This window comes from Pseudomonas izuensis (genome assembly GCF_009861505.1).
Classification (GTDB): Bacteria; Pseudomonadota; Gammaproteobacteria; order Pseudomonadales; family Pseudomonadaceae; genus Aquipseudomonas; species Aquipseudomonas izuensis.
The window spans coordinates 113,350-129,862 of sequence record NZ_WTFT01000006.1 but is presented as its reverse complement, the minus strand read 5'-3'; the positions used below and the strand labels follow the sequence as shown (position 1 = coordinate 129,862).

13 protein-coding genes are annotated in these 16,513 nt (G+C 59.1%); 6 read left to right on the top strand and 7 right to left on the bottom strand.

What is annotated here, in order from left to right; all coding sequences use genetic code 11:
- Positions 1-60 precede the first annotated feature (60 nt).
- Positions 61-1,614, top strand: a complete 1,554-nt coding sequence (locus GPL81_RS05880) for an ABC transporter substrate-binding protein (RefSeq protein WP_096511475.1) — start codon at positions 61-63, stop codon at positions 1,612-1,614.
- A 3-nt stretch (positions 1,615-1,617) separates the two neighbouring features.
- On the opposite strand, the gene GPL81_RS05875 is transcribed toward GPL81_RS05880, so the two are convergent.
- Positions 1,618-2,238, bottom strand: coding sequence for a GntR family transcriptional regulator (locus GPL81_RS05875; protein ID WP_246218899.1), 621 nt, complete (start codon positions 2,236-2,238; stop codon positions 1,618-1,620).
- Positions 2,239-2,345: 107 nt separating this feature from the next.
- Between GPL81_RS05875 and GPL81_RS05870 the strand changes: the two genes are divergently transcribed.
- Both GPL81_RS05870 and GPL81_RS05865 read left to right on the top strand, forming a co-directional pair.
- On the top strand, positions 2,346-3,185 hold the full coding sequence (locus tag GPL81_RS05870) for an alpha/beta hydrolase family protein (RefSeq protein WP_160105753.1): 840 nt from the start codon (positions 2,346-2,348) through the stop codon (positions 3,183-3,185).
- An 84-nt stretch (positions 3,186-3,269) separates the two neighbouring features.
- Positions 3,270-4,559, top strand: coding sequence for an NAD(P)/FAD-dependent oxidoreductase (locus GPL81_RS05865; protein WP_160105751.1), 1,290 nt, complete (start codon positions 3,270-3,272; stop codon positions 4,557-4,559).
- A gap of 20 nt (positions 4,560-4,579) precedes the next feature.
- Here GPL81_RS05865 and GPL81_RS05860 read toward each other — a convergent pair whose 3' ends face one another.
- The 3 genes from GPL81_RS05860 to GPL81_RS05850 all read right to left on the bottom strand — a co-directional run bounded on the left by GPL81_RS05860 (position 4,580) and on the right by GPL81_RS05850 (position 6,122).
- Positions 4,580-4,759 (bottom strand): DUF1289 domain-containing protein, encoded by a 180-nt coding sequence (locus GPL81_RS05860; protein ID WP_160105749.1) that lies wholly within the window; start codon positions 4,757-4,759, stop codon positions 4,580-4,582.
- A gap of 2 nt (positions 4,760-4,761) precedes the next feature.
- Positions 4,762-5,133 (bottom strand): hypothetical protein, encoded by a 372-nt coding sequence (locus GPL81_RS05855; RefSeq protein ID WP_160105747.1) that lies wholly within the window; start codon positions 5,131-5,133, stop codon positions 4,762-4,764.
- A gap of 122 nt (positions 5,134-5,255) precedes the next feature.
- Complete coding sequence (locus tag GPL81_RS05850; RefSeq protein ID WP_160105745.1) at positions 5,256-6,122, bottom strand: patatin-like phospholipase family protein; 867 nt, start codon at positions 6,120-6,122, stop codon at positions 5,256-5,258.
- Between the two features lie 188 nt (positions 6,123-6,310).
- Between GPL81_RS05850 and GPL81_RS05845 the strand changes: the two genes are divergently transcribed.
- Positions 6,311-8,170: an ABC transporter ATP-binding protein gene (locus GPL81_RS05845; protein ID WP_160105743.1), complete on the top strand. Its 1,860-nt coding sequence runs from the start codon at positions 6,311-6,313 to the stop codon at positions 8,168-8,170.
- A gap of 135 nt (positions 8,171-8,305) precedes the next feature.
- Here the strand turns inward: GPL81_RS05845 and GPL81_RS31055 are convergent, their stop codons facing one another.
- From GPL81_RS31055 to GPL81_RS05830, 3 genes are all read right to left on the bottom strand, one after another.
- Entirely contained in the window at positions 8,306-8,689 is a 384-nt protein-coding gene (locus GPL81_RS31055) for a hypothetical protein (RefSeq protein ID WP_178122568.1), read from the bottom strand.
- Between the two features lie 258 nt (positions 8,690-8,947).
- Positions 8,948-11,548 (bottom strand): bifunctional aconitate hydratase 2/2-methylisocitrate dehydratase, encoded by a 2,601-nt coding sequence (acnB, locus tag GPL81_RS05835; RefSeq protein ID WP_160105741.1) that lies wholly within the window; start codon positions 11,546-11,548, stop codon positions 8,948-8,950.
- Positions 11,549-11,982: 434 nt separating this feature from the next.
- Positions 11,983-14,508, bottom strand: a complete 2,526-nt coding sequence (locus GPL81_RS05830) for a winged helix-turn-helix domain-containing protein (protein WP_160105739.1) — start codon at positions 14,506-14,508, stop codon at positions 11,983-11,985.
- A gap of 283 nt (positions 14,509-14,791) precedes the next feature.
- Here GPL81_RS05830 and GPL81_RS05825 point away from each other — a divergent pair, with 283 nt between their 5' ends.
- Both GPL81_RS05825 and GPL81_RS05820 read left to right on the top strand, forming a co-directional pair.
- Positions 14,792-15,541 carry an electron transfer flavoprotein subunit beta/FixA family protein gene (locus tag GPL81_RS05825; RefSeq protein WP_160105737.1) on the top strand — a complete coding sequence of 250 codons (750 nt, stop codon included), beginning with the start codon at positions 14,792-14,794 and terminating at the stop codon, positions 15,539-15,541.
- Positions 15,541-16,470 carry an electron transfer flavoprotein subunit alpha/FixB family protein gene (locus GPL81_RS05820; protein WP_160105735.1) on the top strand — a complete coding sequence of 310 codons (930 nt, stop codon included), beginning with the start codon at positions 15,541-15,543 and terminating at the stop codon, positions 16,468-16,470. The genes GPL81_RS05825 and GPL81_RS05820 overlap by 1 nt, the downstream gene beginning before the upstream one ends.
- Positions 16,471-16,513: the final 43 nt, after the last annotated feature.

Here is a 16,513-nt window from a genome sequence, read left to right as displayed (position 1 = left end):
TTTAAAGCCGTCACACCGGTGGCGGTATCAACCCGTTGCAGCTCTATCAAGGACTCGCCTATGAATCGCTTTTTAGTAAACGCTTTGACGCTGAGCATGATGACCATGGTCGGTTGCGGTATCGCCCAGGCGCAAACCCTGCGTCTGGCGATGAACTCCGATATTCGCAGCCTGGACCCGGGAGTCAATCGTGACGACCGTTCCGATGCGGTGGTGCTGCACATGACCGAAGGGTTGGTGGCCTATGGGGAGAAGGGCGAAGTCAAACCATTGCTGGCACAGAAGATCGATGTTTCTGCGGATGGCCTGACCTACACCTTCACCTTGCGCCAAGGTGTGAAGTTCCATAACGGTGAGCTAATGACCGCCGCCGACGTGCTCTGGAGCTGGAACCGGGACATGGACCCCAAGACACAGTGGCGTTGCCTTCCGGAGTTTGATGGCAGCGGCTTGACCAAGGTGACCAGGGTAACGGCACCGGATGACCACACCGTGGTGATGGAACTGGAAAAGCCCAGCGGCATGTTCCTCGCCACGCTGGCGCGGACCGATTGTGGCGGCACCGCGGTACTGAACAAAGCCTCGGTCAATGCCCAGGGTGAGTTCCTGGCACCGATCGGCACGGGTCCTTATCAGTTGAGCGAGTGGAAGCGTGGGCAGTACGTCACGTTGAGCAAATTCACGGATTATCAATCCTTGCCCGGCCCGCGCGACGGCTATACGGGAGGCAAGAATGCGCTGACCCATGAAGTACGGTTTGTGATTATTCCCGATCAGGCGACGGTCAAGGCGGCGCTCTTTTCGGGCGACCTGGACCTGGCTGAAGTCACCGAAACCGACCTGCCCGAAATCAAGACCCACGCATCGCTCAAGGTTTCGACAGATCCCAGCGCGACCATGAATGTGCTGATGTTCCAAACCCGGGATCCGTTGCTCAAGGACAAGCGAATCCGTCAGGCCATTGCCGCTGCCATCGATGTCAAGCAACTGGTCGCGACGACGAGCAACGGCTTTGGTGTGCCCAATAACTCGATCATCAGCGTGGCCTCCAACTATTACGGCCCAAGCGAACAACGCGGCTTCACCTACGACCCGCAGAAGGCAACGCGACTGCTCCAGGAGGCCGGCTATCGCGGTCAACCCCTGACGATCGTCGCCAACAAGCGCTCGATGGTTCCCAGCTATGACCTGGCAATCATTGCCCAGGCGATGCTGCAAGCGGTCGGTATCAACGCGCAGGTCGAGGTCATGGAGTGGGGGACCCAGCTTGAGCGTTACCAGGCCGGACGTTATCAAGCGATGTCCTTTACCTATTCCGCACGCTTCGATCCGGCGCTGAGTTTTGAGCAGGTGACGGGTAACAAGGACAAGGAGTCGCGCAAGGTCTGGGAGGATCCTGTGGCGATGGAGCTGCTGGCCCAGGCACAGAAGGAAGGTGACGTCGCCAAGCGCCAGTCAATCTTCGATCAACTGCATGAGCGCTTCATCGACCAAGTGCCGATGATCGTCATGTACAACGGCCTGGACATCGTTGCGCTGAATCAGAACGTAGAGGGCTACGACGCCTGGATCGGGCAGAAGCCACGTCTGTGGGGCGTCAGCATCAAGCCTTGAAACTTATGGCTCCAACGGGGTTTGACGGATGTGCGCCGCGATCAGTCGCTTGAGTTGTTCGCGGTCACCGTTACGCAGGAGCTCAAGGATCTGGAAATGTTCGCGGCTCGACTGCTCTGCGCGCAGATGCGTACGCCAGGTGCCACCGGGAGACGATGGGGGACGGCTGCGAATTTCTTCGATGAACTCGATCATGACCCGGTTGGTGCACATGTCATAGATCCCGCGATGAAACTCGAGATTGGCGCTGTAGCACTCTTGCATCGTGCCTTCGTTGACCAGGCGGCTGAAGCGTTGAGCGATGACGTCCAGCGCCTGCAGACGTTCTTCGGTGACGACCATTTGATCGACCGCTGCACATTCGAGTGCGATGCGAACTTCGCGGGTATCCGACACCTGGGTCAAGTCAGGCGTGTGGACGTAATAACCCCGATTGGGGATGTGTTCGACCATGTTTTTCAGGACCAATTGGTCCAGCGCACGACGGATGTCCAGTCGGGTACAGCCGTAGCGGTGTTCGAGATCGATCTGCTTGAGCCAGCTGCCGGTCGGAAGAATACCGGCATTGATGTCATTTGAAATCAGCAGCACCAATTGGCTGCGATCAGTCGTTTTTTTGTTCAAGGGTGACTTCCACAAAACCTGGAAAGTGGGTGTTCGAGTCGCGACCGTGCATGACCCTGGCCCGCTGTATCTACCAATAATGGCACAATTATCAACGAGGTTTCACAATGTTGAGCAACCCTCAGGACACCCCCGAAGCGCGGCGTCGCCAGATGTACTACCGAGGTAGCACGACCATATTTTCGTGCCGCAGGGATCCGCGTTTTGCCTATTGTCTTTATGTTCCGCAAACCTTTGATCAATCGCCTGAAGGCCATCGTTTGCTGGTCGCGGTCCATGGCACCGGGCGCACGATGGTCGAGTATCGGGACGCGTTTGCCGAGTTCGGCCGCTTCAACCGCTACATCATTCTCGCGCCGCTGTTTCCGGTAGGTCCACTGGGTGATGGCAACCCGCATGGTTTCAAGTACCTCAAGGAAGGGGACATTCGGTATGACGAAGTCCTGCTGGCCATGGTGGATGAAGTATCCGAGGCACTCAACACGTCGTTCCAGCGGTTTTCATTGTTTGGTTATTCGGGTGGTGGCCACTTTGCCAACCGATTTTACTACCTGCACCCCGAACGTCTACGCTCCGTGTCTATCGGTGCACCGGGGTCGGTGACCTTGATCGATGAGGGGCGCGATTGGTGGGTGGGTACCGGAGGCGTCGAGGCGATTTTCGGTAAACGCCTGAATCTCGATGCGCTGCGTGAAGTCGATGTTCAGCTGTTAGTGGGGGCCGCCGACCTGGAAACCTGGGAGATCCACTACGAGCCCGGTTCAGTGCAATACAAGGAAGGCATCAATGACGCCGGCCGCACCCGGGTGGAGCGCAATACCACACTGGCGCGTAACCTTGAGGCCTATGACATACGTGTTCAGCAAGACATTGTGCCCAACACCGCCCACGCCGGAATATCGGTTGTGCCCTACGTCCAGGACTTCCTGTTGCAACTGGGCGATTGAATCAAGGCGCCGTCGAGGCCACTTCGACGGCGTCTTGTCTGCATTCATAGACCAGCGAGTATTGGTTTCGCGAAGGATAAGCTCATGACCACGGATTACCAGCAAACCTATTATGAAACCACGGCCGACATCACAACCTATCCTGCCCAATCGGGTCGTGTGGATACTCAAGTGTGTATTCTCGGCGGTGGCCTGGCGGGGCTGTCGACTGCACTCGGGTTGGCCGAGCGAGGCATCAATGACGTCGTTGTTCTAGAGTCCCATCGCATCGGTCATGGTGCTTCGGGTCGTAATGGCGGCTTCGTTTTCGGCGGCTACAGCCTGGGAAACGCTGACCTTCTCGCCACCCTTGGCGCTCAAGAGGCGCAACGCCTTTACCGGCTGACGCTGGATGCCGTTGAGTTAATTCGCAATCGGGTCAAACAGTACGGGATCGATTGTGACCTGGTTGACAAGGGGGTGATTCTCGCCAATTGGTTCAACGACCCGTCAAGACTTGAAGCGCCGCGAAAACTCATGAGTGAGGTCTACGGAGTTGATTGGGAATACATGCCGCCAGGCCAGTTGAAAGAGCTACTCAAGACTGAGCGCTATTTCGGCGGCCTGCTGGAGTGCAACGCCTTCCACTTTCATCCTCTCAAGTATGTGTATGGCATTGCTCGTGCTGTGGCTGGATTGGGGGTGCGTATCCACGAGCAATCATCTGCCCTGATCATCGAGAAGCGTGGACAGAAATATGTCGTGAAAACCGACGGCGGGGAAGTGCATGCCGAGCATGTCATCTTTTCCTGTGGCGGATACGCGCGCGGTGTCTATCGTCCTGTCGAACGTGCCGTGTTGCCCATTGCCACCTATGTGGTTGCAACCGAACCTCTCGGGGCTCGCCTGAAAGAGGCTATTGATTGTGAATCCGCCATCTATGACACGCGGTTCGCTTTTGATTACTACCGCCCGCTTCGCGACAGCCGGATTCTGTGGGGAGGGCGGATTTCGGTGCTCAATCGCAGCCCGGATGCGATCGCAAGCCTGCTCAAGGCAGATCTTTTAAACGTATTTCCCCAGCTCGACGGTGTAGACATTCAATATTCCTGGGGCGGGTTGATGAGTTATGGCCGGCATCAAATGGCCCAGATCGGCCAGGATGAAGCGGGCGTCTGGCACGCCGTTGGTTTTGGTGGTCATGGCATGGCGCCCACGACGGTGGCGGGCGAGGTTCTGGCTGACGCTATCGCCAAGTCCATTCCGATTCCCGACGGTTTCCGCCAGTTCGGGTTGACCCGCACTTTTGGCCTGGCCGGTCTGGTCGCCGCGCAAATGACCTATACCGCCTGCCAGGCGCGAGATGCTTTCGACGCGCTGCGCCTTAACAAGTAAGGGCAACGAGAGGGCGTTTGTCAGTGTGCTTTCTTCAGGCCCTTCAAACGCACATTCGCCCTTTGCACAGCGGCCATTTTTTCAGGCCGCTTCATGCGTTTCCACTTCTTGATGTCTTCCTTGCTGCGTCCGCAGCTCACACACAGATCGCCGCTCAACTGGCAAACCGAAATGCATGGGTTTTCGATTTCCTTGGCCATCTTCAAAAACCCTTGGTCACGGGTGATTGCGCAAGACGCCTCTGCCAATCGCCACCATGGGTGCGCAGGCACTCCTCTTCAGAGTCGAATCGGACAGTGAGATCCGAAGGCTTCACATCGATGTTTGCCTCGATCAGCGCGATAGCCGTCAGCTCGAAAATTCGCGCTTTCGCGCTAGCCTGCGCGAGCTTTTTGTCGGTCAAGGTTTCGAATACCCAAGTCACCTTCAGCGTTTGCGCCAGGGCGTTCAAGTCAGCCGTGTGGGTGAGCCAGGCAAAGCCTTTGATTTCACCTTTTGCTGTCTCGCAGGCCTCGGTAAGCGTTGTAACCAAACGGCGCTCGATCCGCGCAAGTTCACGTTTGCCCAGGGGCATGGCCGGCTCCTTTGGAAAAAAAGAGAGGTACTTTGCACCGTCTGCAGGGAGAAAGCAGCAAAAGCCGTCAACGAGCGACCTGAAATCACCAATGCTCGGGGTGTTTGCGTGGCGGCGGACACTCAATGCTCATGGGCATGTGAATGGATCGTCAGGGCCCCCGGTACCTTGGTGCGTTCAAGCCCCCCACGGTCCAGCCACCGGAGGGTCTGTTCATAAGCACGCTGCAGCAAAGATTCAGTCTGGTCAAAGTTGAACACCGAGACATCTACAGGGCACAAGGGCGGGACGATGTGCAGGCTGGTGAGCGTGCGGAAGTGTTCGATGTCGCTCACCAGTTGGCGCATGCTCATCAGGTTGACGGTATGCAGGGCCAGGGCGATCAGGCCGCGGGGCGGTTGTGATAGGGCGCAACTCATTCCAGTGGGGACGACCACGACGTTGGTGGCGCCCAGGGCCACGGCAGTTGAAATGGGTGTATTGCTTGCCACACCACCGTCAATCAGGAACTGATCGGCAATTTGTACGCTGGGGAATACCAACGGGATGGCTGCGCTGGCCAGTAGCGCCTGCCCAAGCTCACCACTGGACAAAACGGTCTCGGCACCACTGAGCAAGTCGGTGGTGACGATGTACAGCGGCAGCACCGCATCCTCGATGCGATGAATGGGCAGTGCCCGACCCAGCAATCGGTTCAAGGCCGCCGGCTGCAGCAGAAAGCCACGCCGCTTGATCAGTCCTCTACAGGTATCGAGCCAGGACAGGGGGAAAATGTCAGTTTTACTCAGCCCACGCCAGAACCCGGCGAGCGCCTCGACGCCATCGGCATCGGGCCTTGCGGCAAAGTAGGCACCGTTGATAGCGCCTACCGAAGCGCCAACCACCATATCGAACCGCACATTGGCCTCGACCAGGGCCCGCAACATGCCCACCTGGACAGCACCCAAACTGCCGCCGCCTGCGAATACGATTGCAGTTTTGGTCACCATGCTCGAAGTCTCTGTGCGGCCATGCGTCGCCTCAGTGTAGTTGACGGATTAACGTCATTTACGAGGGCTCTTGCGCACAAATTCCGGGCGTTTCTGATGGTTCCTGGCGCCACAACTCAATTCTTCAAAACCCTCAACGCATCGTTCAATGGCAGAATCGCCTCAATTTGATCGTTTTGGAGAACACCATGCTTCGTGCGTTTGAACGAAGGCTCGACCCCTTTCCTCCCGACGAGGGACCACCGCCACCCAACGGCCTGGCTCGATTCCTGTGGGCCTGCACGCGGGGCGCCCGCGGTTACATCCTTGCTTTTGCGCTGCTCAGTGCCAGTGTGTCGATTTACGAAGCCTGGCTGTTTTCCTTCCTCGGCCAGGTCGTGGACCTGCTCTCGACCTGGCAGGCCGGCGGTGAAGCGGCCGCGCAGGAAAGTCGCGTGTTGTGGGGCATGGGCATCATCATGGTGACCAGCGTCGGTCTGGTGGCGTTGCGCACCATGGTGCAGCACCAGATATTGGCGATTAACTTGCCGTTGCGCCTGCGTTGGGACTTCCATCGCCTGATGCTGCGGCAAAGCCTTTCGTTTTTTTCCGATGAGTTTTCCGGTCGGGTCACTACCAAGGTGATGCAGACGGCGCTGGCGGTGCGCGACCTGCTATTCACCCTCATCGAGATCGCACCCGGTATCGGAGTGTATTTCATTGCGATCATCGCACTGGCCGGCGGCTTCGCCTTGAAACTGATGCTGCCTTTCGTTGCCTGGGTCGTTTTGTTCGGACTGGCCATGTGGTACTTCGTGCCCCGCCTGGGGAAAGTCGGGCAGGAACAGGCCAATGCGCGGTCGATGATGACCGGACGTATCTCGGACGCCTACACCAACATCACGACGGTGAAGCTGTTCTCCCACTCCAATCGTGAAGCGCACTTCGCGCGTGCAGCGATGGAGGACTTCAAGCAAACCGGCTTTCGCCAGATGCGCCTGGTCAGCCAGTTCGAGATCGTGAACCAGACGTTGGTGGTGGCGTTGATCATGGCAGCCGGGGGCTATGCCCTGTGGCTATGGCACCAGGGTGAGGTCGGCGCAGGTGCAGTGGCGGCCATCACCGCCATGGCGCTGCGTATCAATGGCATGTCGCACTGGATCATGTGGCAAATGACCTCGCTGTTCGAGAGCATCGGCACCGTACAGGATGGCATGGCAACGCTTACCCGCGGCCCAAAGGTGCAGGACGCGCCGGGCGCGGGCGTCCTGGTGACCACCGGCGGCGCAGTCACCTTCGATAAGGTGAGCTTCAACTACAATGGCGAACGCCAGGTGCTCGATGGCCTGAGCCTGAGCATTCGCCCGGGCGAAAAAATCGGCCTGGTTGGTCGCTCCGGCGCCGGCAAATCCACGCTGATCAACTTGCTGCTGCGTTTTTATGACGTCGACAGCGGGGAGATTCGCATCGACGGCCAAAACATCGCACACGTGACGCAAGACAGCCTGCGCGGCGCCATCGGCATGGTCACGCAGGATACCTCCCTGCTGCACCGTTCCATTCGCGACAACATCGCCTACGGCCGTCCCGATGCGACCGACGCGCAAATCCGCAGCGCCGCGGCCAATGCCCAGGCCGACGGGTTCATCAGTCTACTGAGCGACCGGCAAGGCCATACCGGCTACGACACCCTGGTGGGCGAGCGCGGTATCAAGCTGTCGGGCGGCCAGCGCCAGCGCGTCGCGATTGCCCGGGTGATGCTCAAGAACGCCCCGATCCTGTTGCTTGACGAGGCCACCAGCGCGCTGGACTCGGAAGTCGAAGTGGCCATTCAGGAAAGCCTCGATGAAATGATGCAGGGCAAAACCGTGATTGCCATCGCCCATCGGCTGTCCACGATTGCGGCGATGGACAGGCTCATCGTCATGGATGACGGACGCATCATCGAACAGGGTACCCACGCCGAATTGCTCGCGAAGAACGGCATCTATGCGCGGCTTTGGCACCATCAGAGTGGCGGGTTCCTGGGTGAGGATCAGGGCGTGGTCGAGGCCATGGATCAAGTGTGAGCGAGAAGGGTGTGCAGGAGGGGGCAGTGGCAGTCACCACAGAGAAGCTGACATCCAGCCAAGCGATCGCGCAGCTTATCGGTGAGTTACGGCGTGAGATGCCCCTTCAGGCCCATAAGAGAATGCATTGGGTGCTCAATAGTCTTTTGGCCTCATCTCGGGGAGGGAGGCAGGTGCCATAGTCGCCTCGCCAGACGCAGCCCAATCAGATCGCCCCTGAACGGTTGATGAGGTGAATGCCATCTGCTCCAACCCGGGGAGCGTCTCTGGCTCGTTGGAGGGGATAGGGAACTGCTCATTGATCAAGGAGAGATGATCCAACGCTTCACGAAACAGGGCTTGCGCCTTTCCTCGAAGTTGTAAGTAGTGAAGGAACATTTCGCTGTCCAGATCGGGTCGATCCAGCAAGTCGATGGCTGATCGATTGAGGGCATTCGCTTCTTCGAACAGTTTTTCATTCTGCTCCATCGCCAAACGGCGACAAGCCATGAGGTGGGTATTGGTGTGATGGGAGTACATGGTCACCTCCGAATGCAATCGAACAACCTTGCCGAGCCTGGGGTGAGGTAGGCAGCCGGAGATTGTTGATCTCGTGTTAGAGGTAGGACCGCCCGAGCGCTGAGGCATATCAAAGAATTTTTGTTCAAAAAATCGATTGTTTGTGAGGGGGTGCAAGCCCAAAAAATCCATTTTTTTGAACTGTTTGTTTCATTTTCAAACGATTAAAAAGCAAGGGCAGAGCGCCGACATGGCTGTCGGCGCCCTGCGTATTACACCTTACGCTTGAACCACCGGGATGTTGGCGTTCGCCGCCGCTTCACGGAACTCGGCGATCTGGTCGAAAGACAGGTAGCGGTAGACATCGGCCGCCATGCTGTCGATCTTGCCAGCGTATTCCATGTACTCCTCGACGGTCGGCAGGCGACCCAGGATAGAGGCCACGGACGCCAGCTCGGCCGAGGCCAGGTAGACATTGGTCGCGTCGCCCAGACGGTTCGGGAAGTTACGGGTCGACGTCGAGACCACGGTCGAACCGGTCTGCACACGTGCCTGGTTACCCATGCACAGCGAGCAGCCCGGCATTTCCATGCGCGCACCGGCCTTGTCGTAGATGCCGTAGTAGCCTTCTTCGGTCAGCTGGTGAGCGTCCATCTTGGTTGGCGGGGCCAGCCACAGACGGGTTGGCAGCTCACCCTTGACCTGATCCAGCAACTTGCCCGCAGCGCGGAAGTGACCGATGTTGGTCATGCACGAACCGATGAACACTTCGTCGATGCTCTGGCCTTGAACGGTCGACAGCAGGCGGGCGTCGTCCGGGTCGTTCGGCGCGCAGAGCACAGGCTCCTTGATCTCGGCCAGGTCGATCTCGATGACTTCGGCGTATTCGGCGTCCTTGTCCGCTTCCAGCAGTTCAGGGTTGGCCAGCCAGGCTTCCATCGCTTGCGCGCGACGTTCCAGAGTGCGGGCATCGCCGTAGCCTTCGCTGATCATCCAGCGCAGCAGGGTGATGTTCGAGCGCAAGTATTCGGCAATGGCCTTTTCCGGCAGCTTGATGGTGCAGCCCGCTGCGGAGCGTTCGGCCGAGGCGTCGGACAGTTCGAAGGCTTGTTCGACGGTCAGTTCGTCCAGGCCTTCGATTTCCAGGATGCGCCCGGAGAAGGCGTTGATCTTGCCTTTCTTTTCGACGGTCAGCAGACCTTGCTGGATCGCGTAGTAAGGGATGGCATGCACCAGGTCGCGCAGGGTGATACCCGGTTGCAGCTTACCCTTGAAGCGCACCAGCACCGATTCCGGCATGTCCAGCGGCATGACACCGGTGGCGGCGGCGAACGCGACCAGGCCGGAACCAGCCGGGAACGAGATACCAATCGGGAAACGGGTGTGAGAGTCACCACCGGTACCGACGGTGTCCGGCAACAGCATGCGGTTGAGCCACGAGTGGATGATGCCGTCGCCAACCTTCAACGAAACGCCGCCGCGGTTGCGCATGAAGTCCGGCAGGGTGTGATGGGTTTTTACATCCACGGGTTTCGGATAGGCCGCGGTGTGGCAGAAGGACTGCATCACCAATTCGGCAGAGAAACCCAGGCACGCCAGATCCTTGAGTTCGTCACGGGTCATCGGCCCGGTGGTGTCCTGGGAGCCGACGGTGGTCATCTTCGGTTCGCAGTAGGTGCCAGGACGCACACCGGCTACGCCGCAAGCCTTGCCGACCATTTTTTGCGCCAGGGTGTAGCCCTTGGTGCTTTCAGCCGGAGCTTCAGGCTTCTTGAACAGGTCCGAAGGCGCCAGACCCAGTTCGGCACGAGCCTTCTCGGTCAGGCCACGGCCAATGATCAGCGGAATACGGCCGCCAGCACGCACTTCGTCCAACAGGACCGGGGTCTTCATTTCGAAGGTGGTCAGGACTTCGTCGGTGCCGTGCTTGCAGACTTTGCCGGCATGCGGATAGACGTCGATCACGTCGCCCATGTGCAGGTTCGAGACGTCGAACTCGATGGGCAGTGCGCCGGCATCTTCCATGGTGTTGTAGAAGATCGGGGCGATCTTGTTGCCGAAGCAGAAACCGCCGGCGCGTTTGTTCGGTACGTACGGGATGTCGTCGCCGAAGAACCACAGCACCGAGTTGGTCGCCGATTTACGCGACGAACCGGTACCGACCACATCACCGACGTAGGCCACCGGGAAGCCTTGGGCTTTGACTTTTTCGATCTGCTTGAGCGGGCCAATGGCGCCAGGTTGCTCAGGCAGGATGCCGTCCCGGGCCATTTTCAGCATGGCCAGGGCGTGCAGCGGGATGTCCGGGCGCGACCAGGCATCGGGAGCAGGGGACAGGTCGTCGGTGTTGGTTTCGCCTGGCACCTTGAACACGCTCAGGCTGTACTTTTCTTCGATAGCCGGGCGGGCGGTGAACCACTCGCCGTCAGCCCAGGATTGCAGTACGCCTTGGGCATGAACGTTGCCGTTCCTGGCTTTTTCAGCCACGTCGTGGAAGGCATCGAACATCAGCAGGGTGTGTTTGAGTTGTTCGGCGGCAACGGCGGCCAGTCCGGCGTCGTCCAGCAGCTCAACCAGGGTGGCGATGTTATAGCCGCCTTGCATGGTGCCCAACAGCTCTACAGCGCGCTGCTTGTTGATCAAGGGGGATTTGGCTTCACCTTTGGCGATGGCAGACAGGAAGCCGGCCTTGACATAGGCCGCTTCGTCCACGCCTGGCGGAACGCGATGGGTAATCAGGTCGACGAGAAGTGCTTCTTCGCCAGCCGGGGGATTTTTCAGCAGCTCGACCAGGCCTGCGGTTTGTTCGGCGTTCAGCGCGAGGGGCGGCAGGCCTTCCTCGGCGCGCTCGTGGACGTGTTGGGCATAGGCTTGGAGCACGGCGATCTCCTGCGGGTAGTGCGCTGGGTAACAGGCACGCGAATTGAGGTAGCGGGACAGTTCGTTGCCAGGAAAAAGCAGGAGCAGGGTTTCGGTGTCCGAGGGTGACCACCCGTGGTCTCACCGAAAAGAACCTGCTCCTGCAAACCTGTAAGAATCTTTTATTGTTGACACATTGTTGTTTCGAGGCGAAATCTAAAAGGATAAATCGCTTAATGCAACAAGATTGTCGACACATCGTTGTTTTTTGTTCATTGAAATGCTGAGGAGCACCTGACGGGCTCCCCTCGAGAAGGTATTGATGATGGCGAGATAGACGTGTGGATCGGTTCCCTGTAGGAGCAAAGCTTGCTCGCGATGGCGCCAGGTCAGTCAATCATGGACTGCCTGATACGCCGCCATCGCGAGCAAGCTTTGCTCCTACAGGGTGATCCTCAGTCCAGCAACCCCAGGGTCCGGGCGATTGCGACCGCTTCGGTACGGCCACCGGCACCGAGTTTGGTATTGATCTTGCGCAGGTGTGATTTCACGGTGAGCTGGGAGAGAAACATCTTCTCGGCGATTTCGCTGTTGCGGTAACCCAATGCCAGTAAGCGCATTACCTGGAGTTCACGAGCGGAAAGGCAGGTCTGCGTTTCAACTTCGTTCTTGGGTTCAGCTTTGCTGCTGCGCTCGCCTTGCAGCAAACGGGCGACGAACCCTGTGCGTATCCCCAGCGCATCTTCCTGTCCATGGAAGGTGACCGACCAGCGCTCCAGCACGGCTGCCATGGGCTTGCCTTCATCGAGAAAGGTGCGGATGAAGCCGACATGGCTGGCGAAACGCAGGGCGACGGTCAATTGCTCCAGCGCCTCCTTGTCCCGTTTCATGCCGTCGAGCGCCAGCGTCAGCAACAGGCGCAGCTTCAGGGCACGTCGATGCTGGTGGCGTTGCAGCGCCTCGTCGATGGCCTGATTCAAAGGGCCGACGCTGTTGTAGTCACCTTTGGCGATCTGCAGACGCTGACGAGCGATGAAGGGCGTGTCCACATCATTGGCGCTGAGTATCACGCCCGGTTGTACCCAGTCGGACAGTTGTTCTGCCGCGCGCATCGCATGATCGGCAGTGTCCAGCCGGTTCTCCAGCGTGGCCACGCGCGCCCGCTCCAGCCAGGCGGAGCAGAGGATGCGAGAGGAGCCGGCCACTTGACCCAACTGGTCGAGTTCGGCCAGACACTGCATCCATGCCGAACGGTCACCGCGCAGATAGGCGACGCGTGCCTGCAAGACATGCGTGGAGATCAGCGCGTCCAGCGCGGCATGTTCGCGGGCATAGGGCAATAATTCATCCAGTCGTTGCCGGACCTCTTCCACCGCGTCGATTTCGTATAGCACCAGGCAATGGGTGGTCTGCAGCATCGGGAAGCCCACCGGCGGCGTGCTGGCAAAATGTTCACGACTGCGGCGTACGGCCGTGGATACCCGGGCCAGGGCGCTGTCCAGTTGCCCTTGGGTCAAATCCAGCATTGCCTCCAGCGCATCGGTGACATCACGCAGGTATGACGACTCGAGCTGCGCCTGGCGCAGTTCCGCGCTGCCGAGCAATTGCCGGGCTTCATCGTAGCGCCCCATGTAAAACAGACAGGTCGCTTTTACAAACGCCGTGACCCGAAATCCGGTTTTGTCTTGTGGCGTGAGCTGCTGCAACGATTCGGTGCTGGCGGCCAGTGCTTGCTCGACCCGATCGCCGATCAACAGCAACAGCAGGTGAACATAGTGGTGTTCACCGACCGGTACCGGAGTTTCCAGTGCGCGCAGTGCGTCCTGATAGCGACGCGCATGGAGCAGTGCCCAGGCGTAGGCGATCCCCAGCCCTGGGTGTACGTCACGAACCTCGCCTGGGATCCGCGAGAGCCAGCGCATCAACAAGCTGGCATGACCGTTTTCCACCAGTGTATCGACGTGCAGCTCCAGTTGGGTCGCGGCTTCATCCAACGCGTGGGCGCTAAACAAGTGCTCCAGGGCATCGACCGGGCGACCATTGGCGAAGTACCAGCGCGCCGCCTCCCGATTCAGCTGTTCGAACGTGTCGGGGGATTGATGCTTGAGCGTTTGCACAAGGAAGTCGGCGAACAAGTGATGGTAGCGAAACCATTGACGCTCGCTGTCCGTTGCCAGAACGAACAGGTTGGCTCGCTCCAGCGATTCGATCATTGATTTACTGTCGTTGCGGCCAGTGATGGCATCGCACAGGGCTGGACAGAACGGCCCCAGGACGCTGGTCTGGAAAAGGAACTGTCGACATTGTTCTGTCTGCCTGGCCAATACGTCTTCGCTGAAGTATTCGGCCAACGCAGCGTTGGCGCCGTCGAACGATGCGATGAAGGCGGCCGGATCGCTGTGCCGTTGCAGGGACAACGTCGCCAGGTAGATACCGGTGATCCAGCCTTCGGTGCGCCGTTGCAGGTTTTCGATTTCAGTGATGGCAAGCGGCAGTTGCCGTTTTTCCTGAAGGTAAAGAGCGGTCTCTTCGGTGCTCAGGCGCAGGTCGTTGGTGCCAATCTCCAGCAGTTCCCCCTGGGCTCGCAGTCGCCCCAGATTGATATCCGGTGCTGTGCGCGTGGCGATTGCCAGTGTCGCGCGAGCGGGCAGTATCTTGATCAGATGCTGGATAAATTCCAGCGCCAGCGGCTTGTGCAGCGCTTCGAATTCATCCAGCAGAATCGTCAATGCCTCGTTGCTCTCGGCGATGCGCTCAAGCAGCCATTGTTCCCGATGTTCAGGACTGCTGTCCCTGGCAGGATCCTCGTCGATCAGACCGAGGTCGCGCAGGCCCATGAGCAGCACGCTGGTCAGGCGTTCCCGGTCGTTGTCGGCGGTATCGATGTTGCACCACAGCACGCGCTCGCCGTTATTGAGGCACTGTTCACGGTATTGCTGCATCAAGGTGGTCTTGCCGTACCCGGCGCTTGCGCTGATCAAGACCAGGCGCACACCTTCATGTTGTACGAGTCGAGCAAGCAGGGGCGAACGGTCCAATTGGCCTGGCAGGCTCACCGGCGCAAGGAATTTGCTCGCGCGAACAGGCGGCTTTGCTCCCTGTACTGGTTCGTTGGAACTACGTTCAAAACCTTCCATGCATCCTACCTTTGGTTGTCGTCGTGCCGGGGTGGCCCTTCCTAGTATTAACCGTCATCTGCCTGCTGGCCCAGCGGATTTATCACTTGCCCGGGCATGCGGCTCGGCGCTTTTTTGGAGTAATGCGATGAAGGTCCTCGTAGCCGTCAAGCGCGTGGTCGATTTCAACGTCAAGGTCCGTGTCAAGGCGGACCAATCCGGCATCGACCTCGCCAACGTGAAAATGGCGCTCAACCCCTTCTGCGAAATTGCCGTGGAAGAGGCCGTGCGCCTGAAGGAACAAGGTATCGCCAACGAGGTCGTCGTGGTCTCGGTCGGGCCCGCCGCCGCTCAGGAGCAGTTGCGCACGGCGCTGGCACTGGGTGCTGATCGCGCCATTCTTGTCGAGTGCAATGAAGAGTTGAGTTCCCTGGCCGTGGCCAAATTGCTCAAGGCTGTGGCCGATCAGGAACAACCGCAACTGGTGATTCTGGGCAAGCAAGCCATCGACAGCGACAACAACCAGACCGGGCAGATGCTCGCCACGCTAGGCGGTTTCGCCCAAGGCACCTTTGCCTCGAAGCTGGCAATCGCCGGTGACTCGGTTCATGTCACCCGAGAAATCGACGGCGGCCTGCAAACCGTGTCATTGCGCTTGCCCGCGGTCGTCACCACCGATCTGCGCCTGAACGAACCGCGCTATGCCTCGCTGCCGAACATCATGAAAGCCAAGAAAAAACCGCTGCACAGCGTCACCCCGGCATCGCTGGGCGTGAGCACGGCGTCCACCGTCCGGGTCCTCAAAGTCGAGGCGCCGGCCACGCGTAGCGCGGGGATCAAGGTCAAGTCGGTTGCCGATCTGGTGGAAAAACTGAAAAACGAGGCGAAGGTAATCTGATGGCTATCCTGGTTATTGCAGAGCACGACGCCGGGGCAATCGCTTCGGCAACCCTGAACACCGTGGCGGCTGCCTTGCAGATCGGTGGCGAAGTTGACCTCTTGGTGGCCGGTGCCAACGCAGGTGCCGTTGCCGAGTCGGCGGCGAACATTCAAGGCGTTGCCAGGGTGTTGCTGGCTGATCATGCGGCCTATGCCCACCAACTGCCTGAAAACCTCGCGCCGCTGATCGTCGAGCTGGCCGGGGCTTACAGCCACATCCTGGCGCCGGCCACTTCCAACGGCAAAAACACCTTGCCCCGGGTTGCCGCGCTACTGGATGTGGACCAGATCTCCGAGATCATCTCGGTTGAGTCGACCGATACCTTCAAGCGGCCGATCTACGCAGGCAACGCCATTGCCACGGTGCAATCGACGGCGGCGGTAAAAGTCATTACCGTGCGGGCCACCGGCTTCGAGGCCGTTGCCGCCGAAGGTGGCTCTGCAGCGGTCGTGGCGGTGTCTGCCGTGCACGAAGCCGGGCAGTCCTTGTTCATCAGCGAAACATTGGCCAAGTCCGATCGCCCTGAATTGACGGCGGCCAAAATCGTCGTTTCCGGCGGTCGCGGCCTGCAAAACGGCGACAACTTCCAGCACCTGTACCGCCTGGCCGACAAGCTCGGTGCCGGGGTAGGGGCGTCCCGCGCAGCGGTCGATGCCGGTTTCGTGCCCAACGATCTGCAGGTCGGGCAGACCGGCAAGATCGTTGCGCCGCAGCTGTACATCGCCGTGGGTATCAGCGGCGCGATCCAGCATCTGGCGGGCATGAAGGACTCGAAAATCATTGTCGCCATCAACAAGGACGAAGAGGCACCGATCTTCCAGGTGGCCGATTACGGTCTGGTGGCGGATCTGTTCGAGGCGGTCCCGCAACTGGAACAAGCCCTCTGAGCCCGCAACCCGCTCTAAAGAGCGGGTTTTCTTTTTCACATTA

Bases quoted from the DNA above. Each gene is read 5' to 3' on its own strand.
- GPL81_RS05855 (WP_160105747.1), bottom strand. From the start codon at position 5,133: ATGCCCCTGGGCAAACGTGAACTTGCGCGGATCGAGCGCCGTTTGGTT.
- GPL81_RS05870 (WP_160105753.1), top strand. From the start codon at position 2,346: ATGTTGAGCAACCCTCAGGACACCCCCGAAGCGCGGCGTCGCCAGATG.
- GPL81_RS05865 (WP_160105751.1), top strand. From the start codon at position 3,270: ATGACCACGGATTACCAGCAAACCTATTATGAAACCACGGCCGACATC.
- GPL81_RS05860 (WP_160105749.1), bottom strand. From the start codon at position 4,759: ATGGCCAAGGAAATCGAAAACCCATGCATTTCGGTTTGCCAGTTGAGC.
- GPL81_RS05825 (WP_160105737.1), top strand. From the start codon at position 14,792: ATGAAGGTCCTCGTAGCCGTCAAGCGCGTGGTCGATTTCAACGTCAAG.
- GPL81_RS31055 (WP_178122568.1), bottom strand. From the start codon at position 8,689: ATGTACTCCCATCACACCAATACCCACCTCATGGCTTGTCGCCGTTTG.
- GPL81_RS05820 (WP_160105735.1), top strand. From the start codon at position 15,541: ATGGCTATCCTGGTTATTGCAGAGCACGACGCCGGGGCAATCGCTTCG.
- GPL81_RS05850 (WP_160105745.1), bottom strand. From the start codon at position 6,122: ATGGTGACCAAAACTGCAATCGTATTCGCAGGCGGCGGCAGTTTGGGT.
- GPL81_RS05845 (WP_160105743.1), top strand. From the start codon at position 6,311: ATGCTTCGTGCGTTTGAACGAAGGCTCGACCCCTTTCCTCCCGACGAG.
- GPL81_RS05880 (WP_096511475.1), top strand. From the start codon at position 61: ATGAATCGCTTTTTAGTAAACGCTTTGACGCTGAGCATGATGACCATG.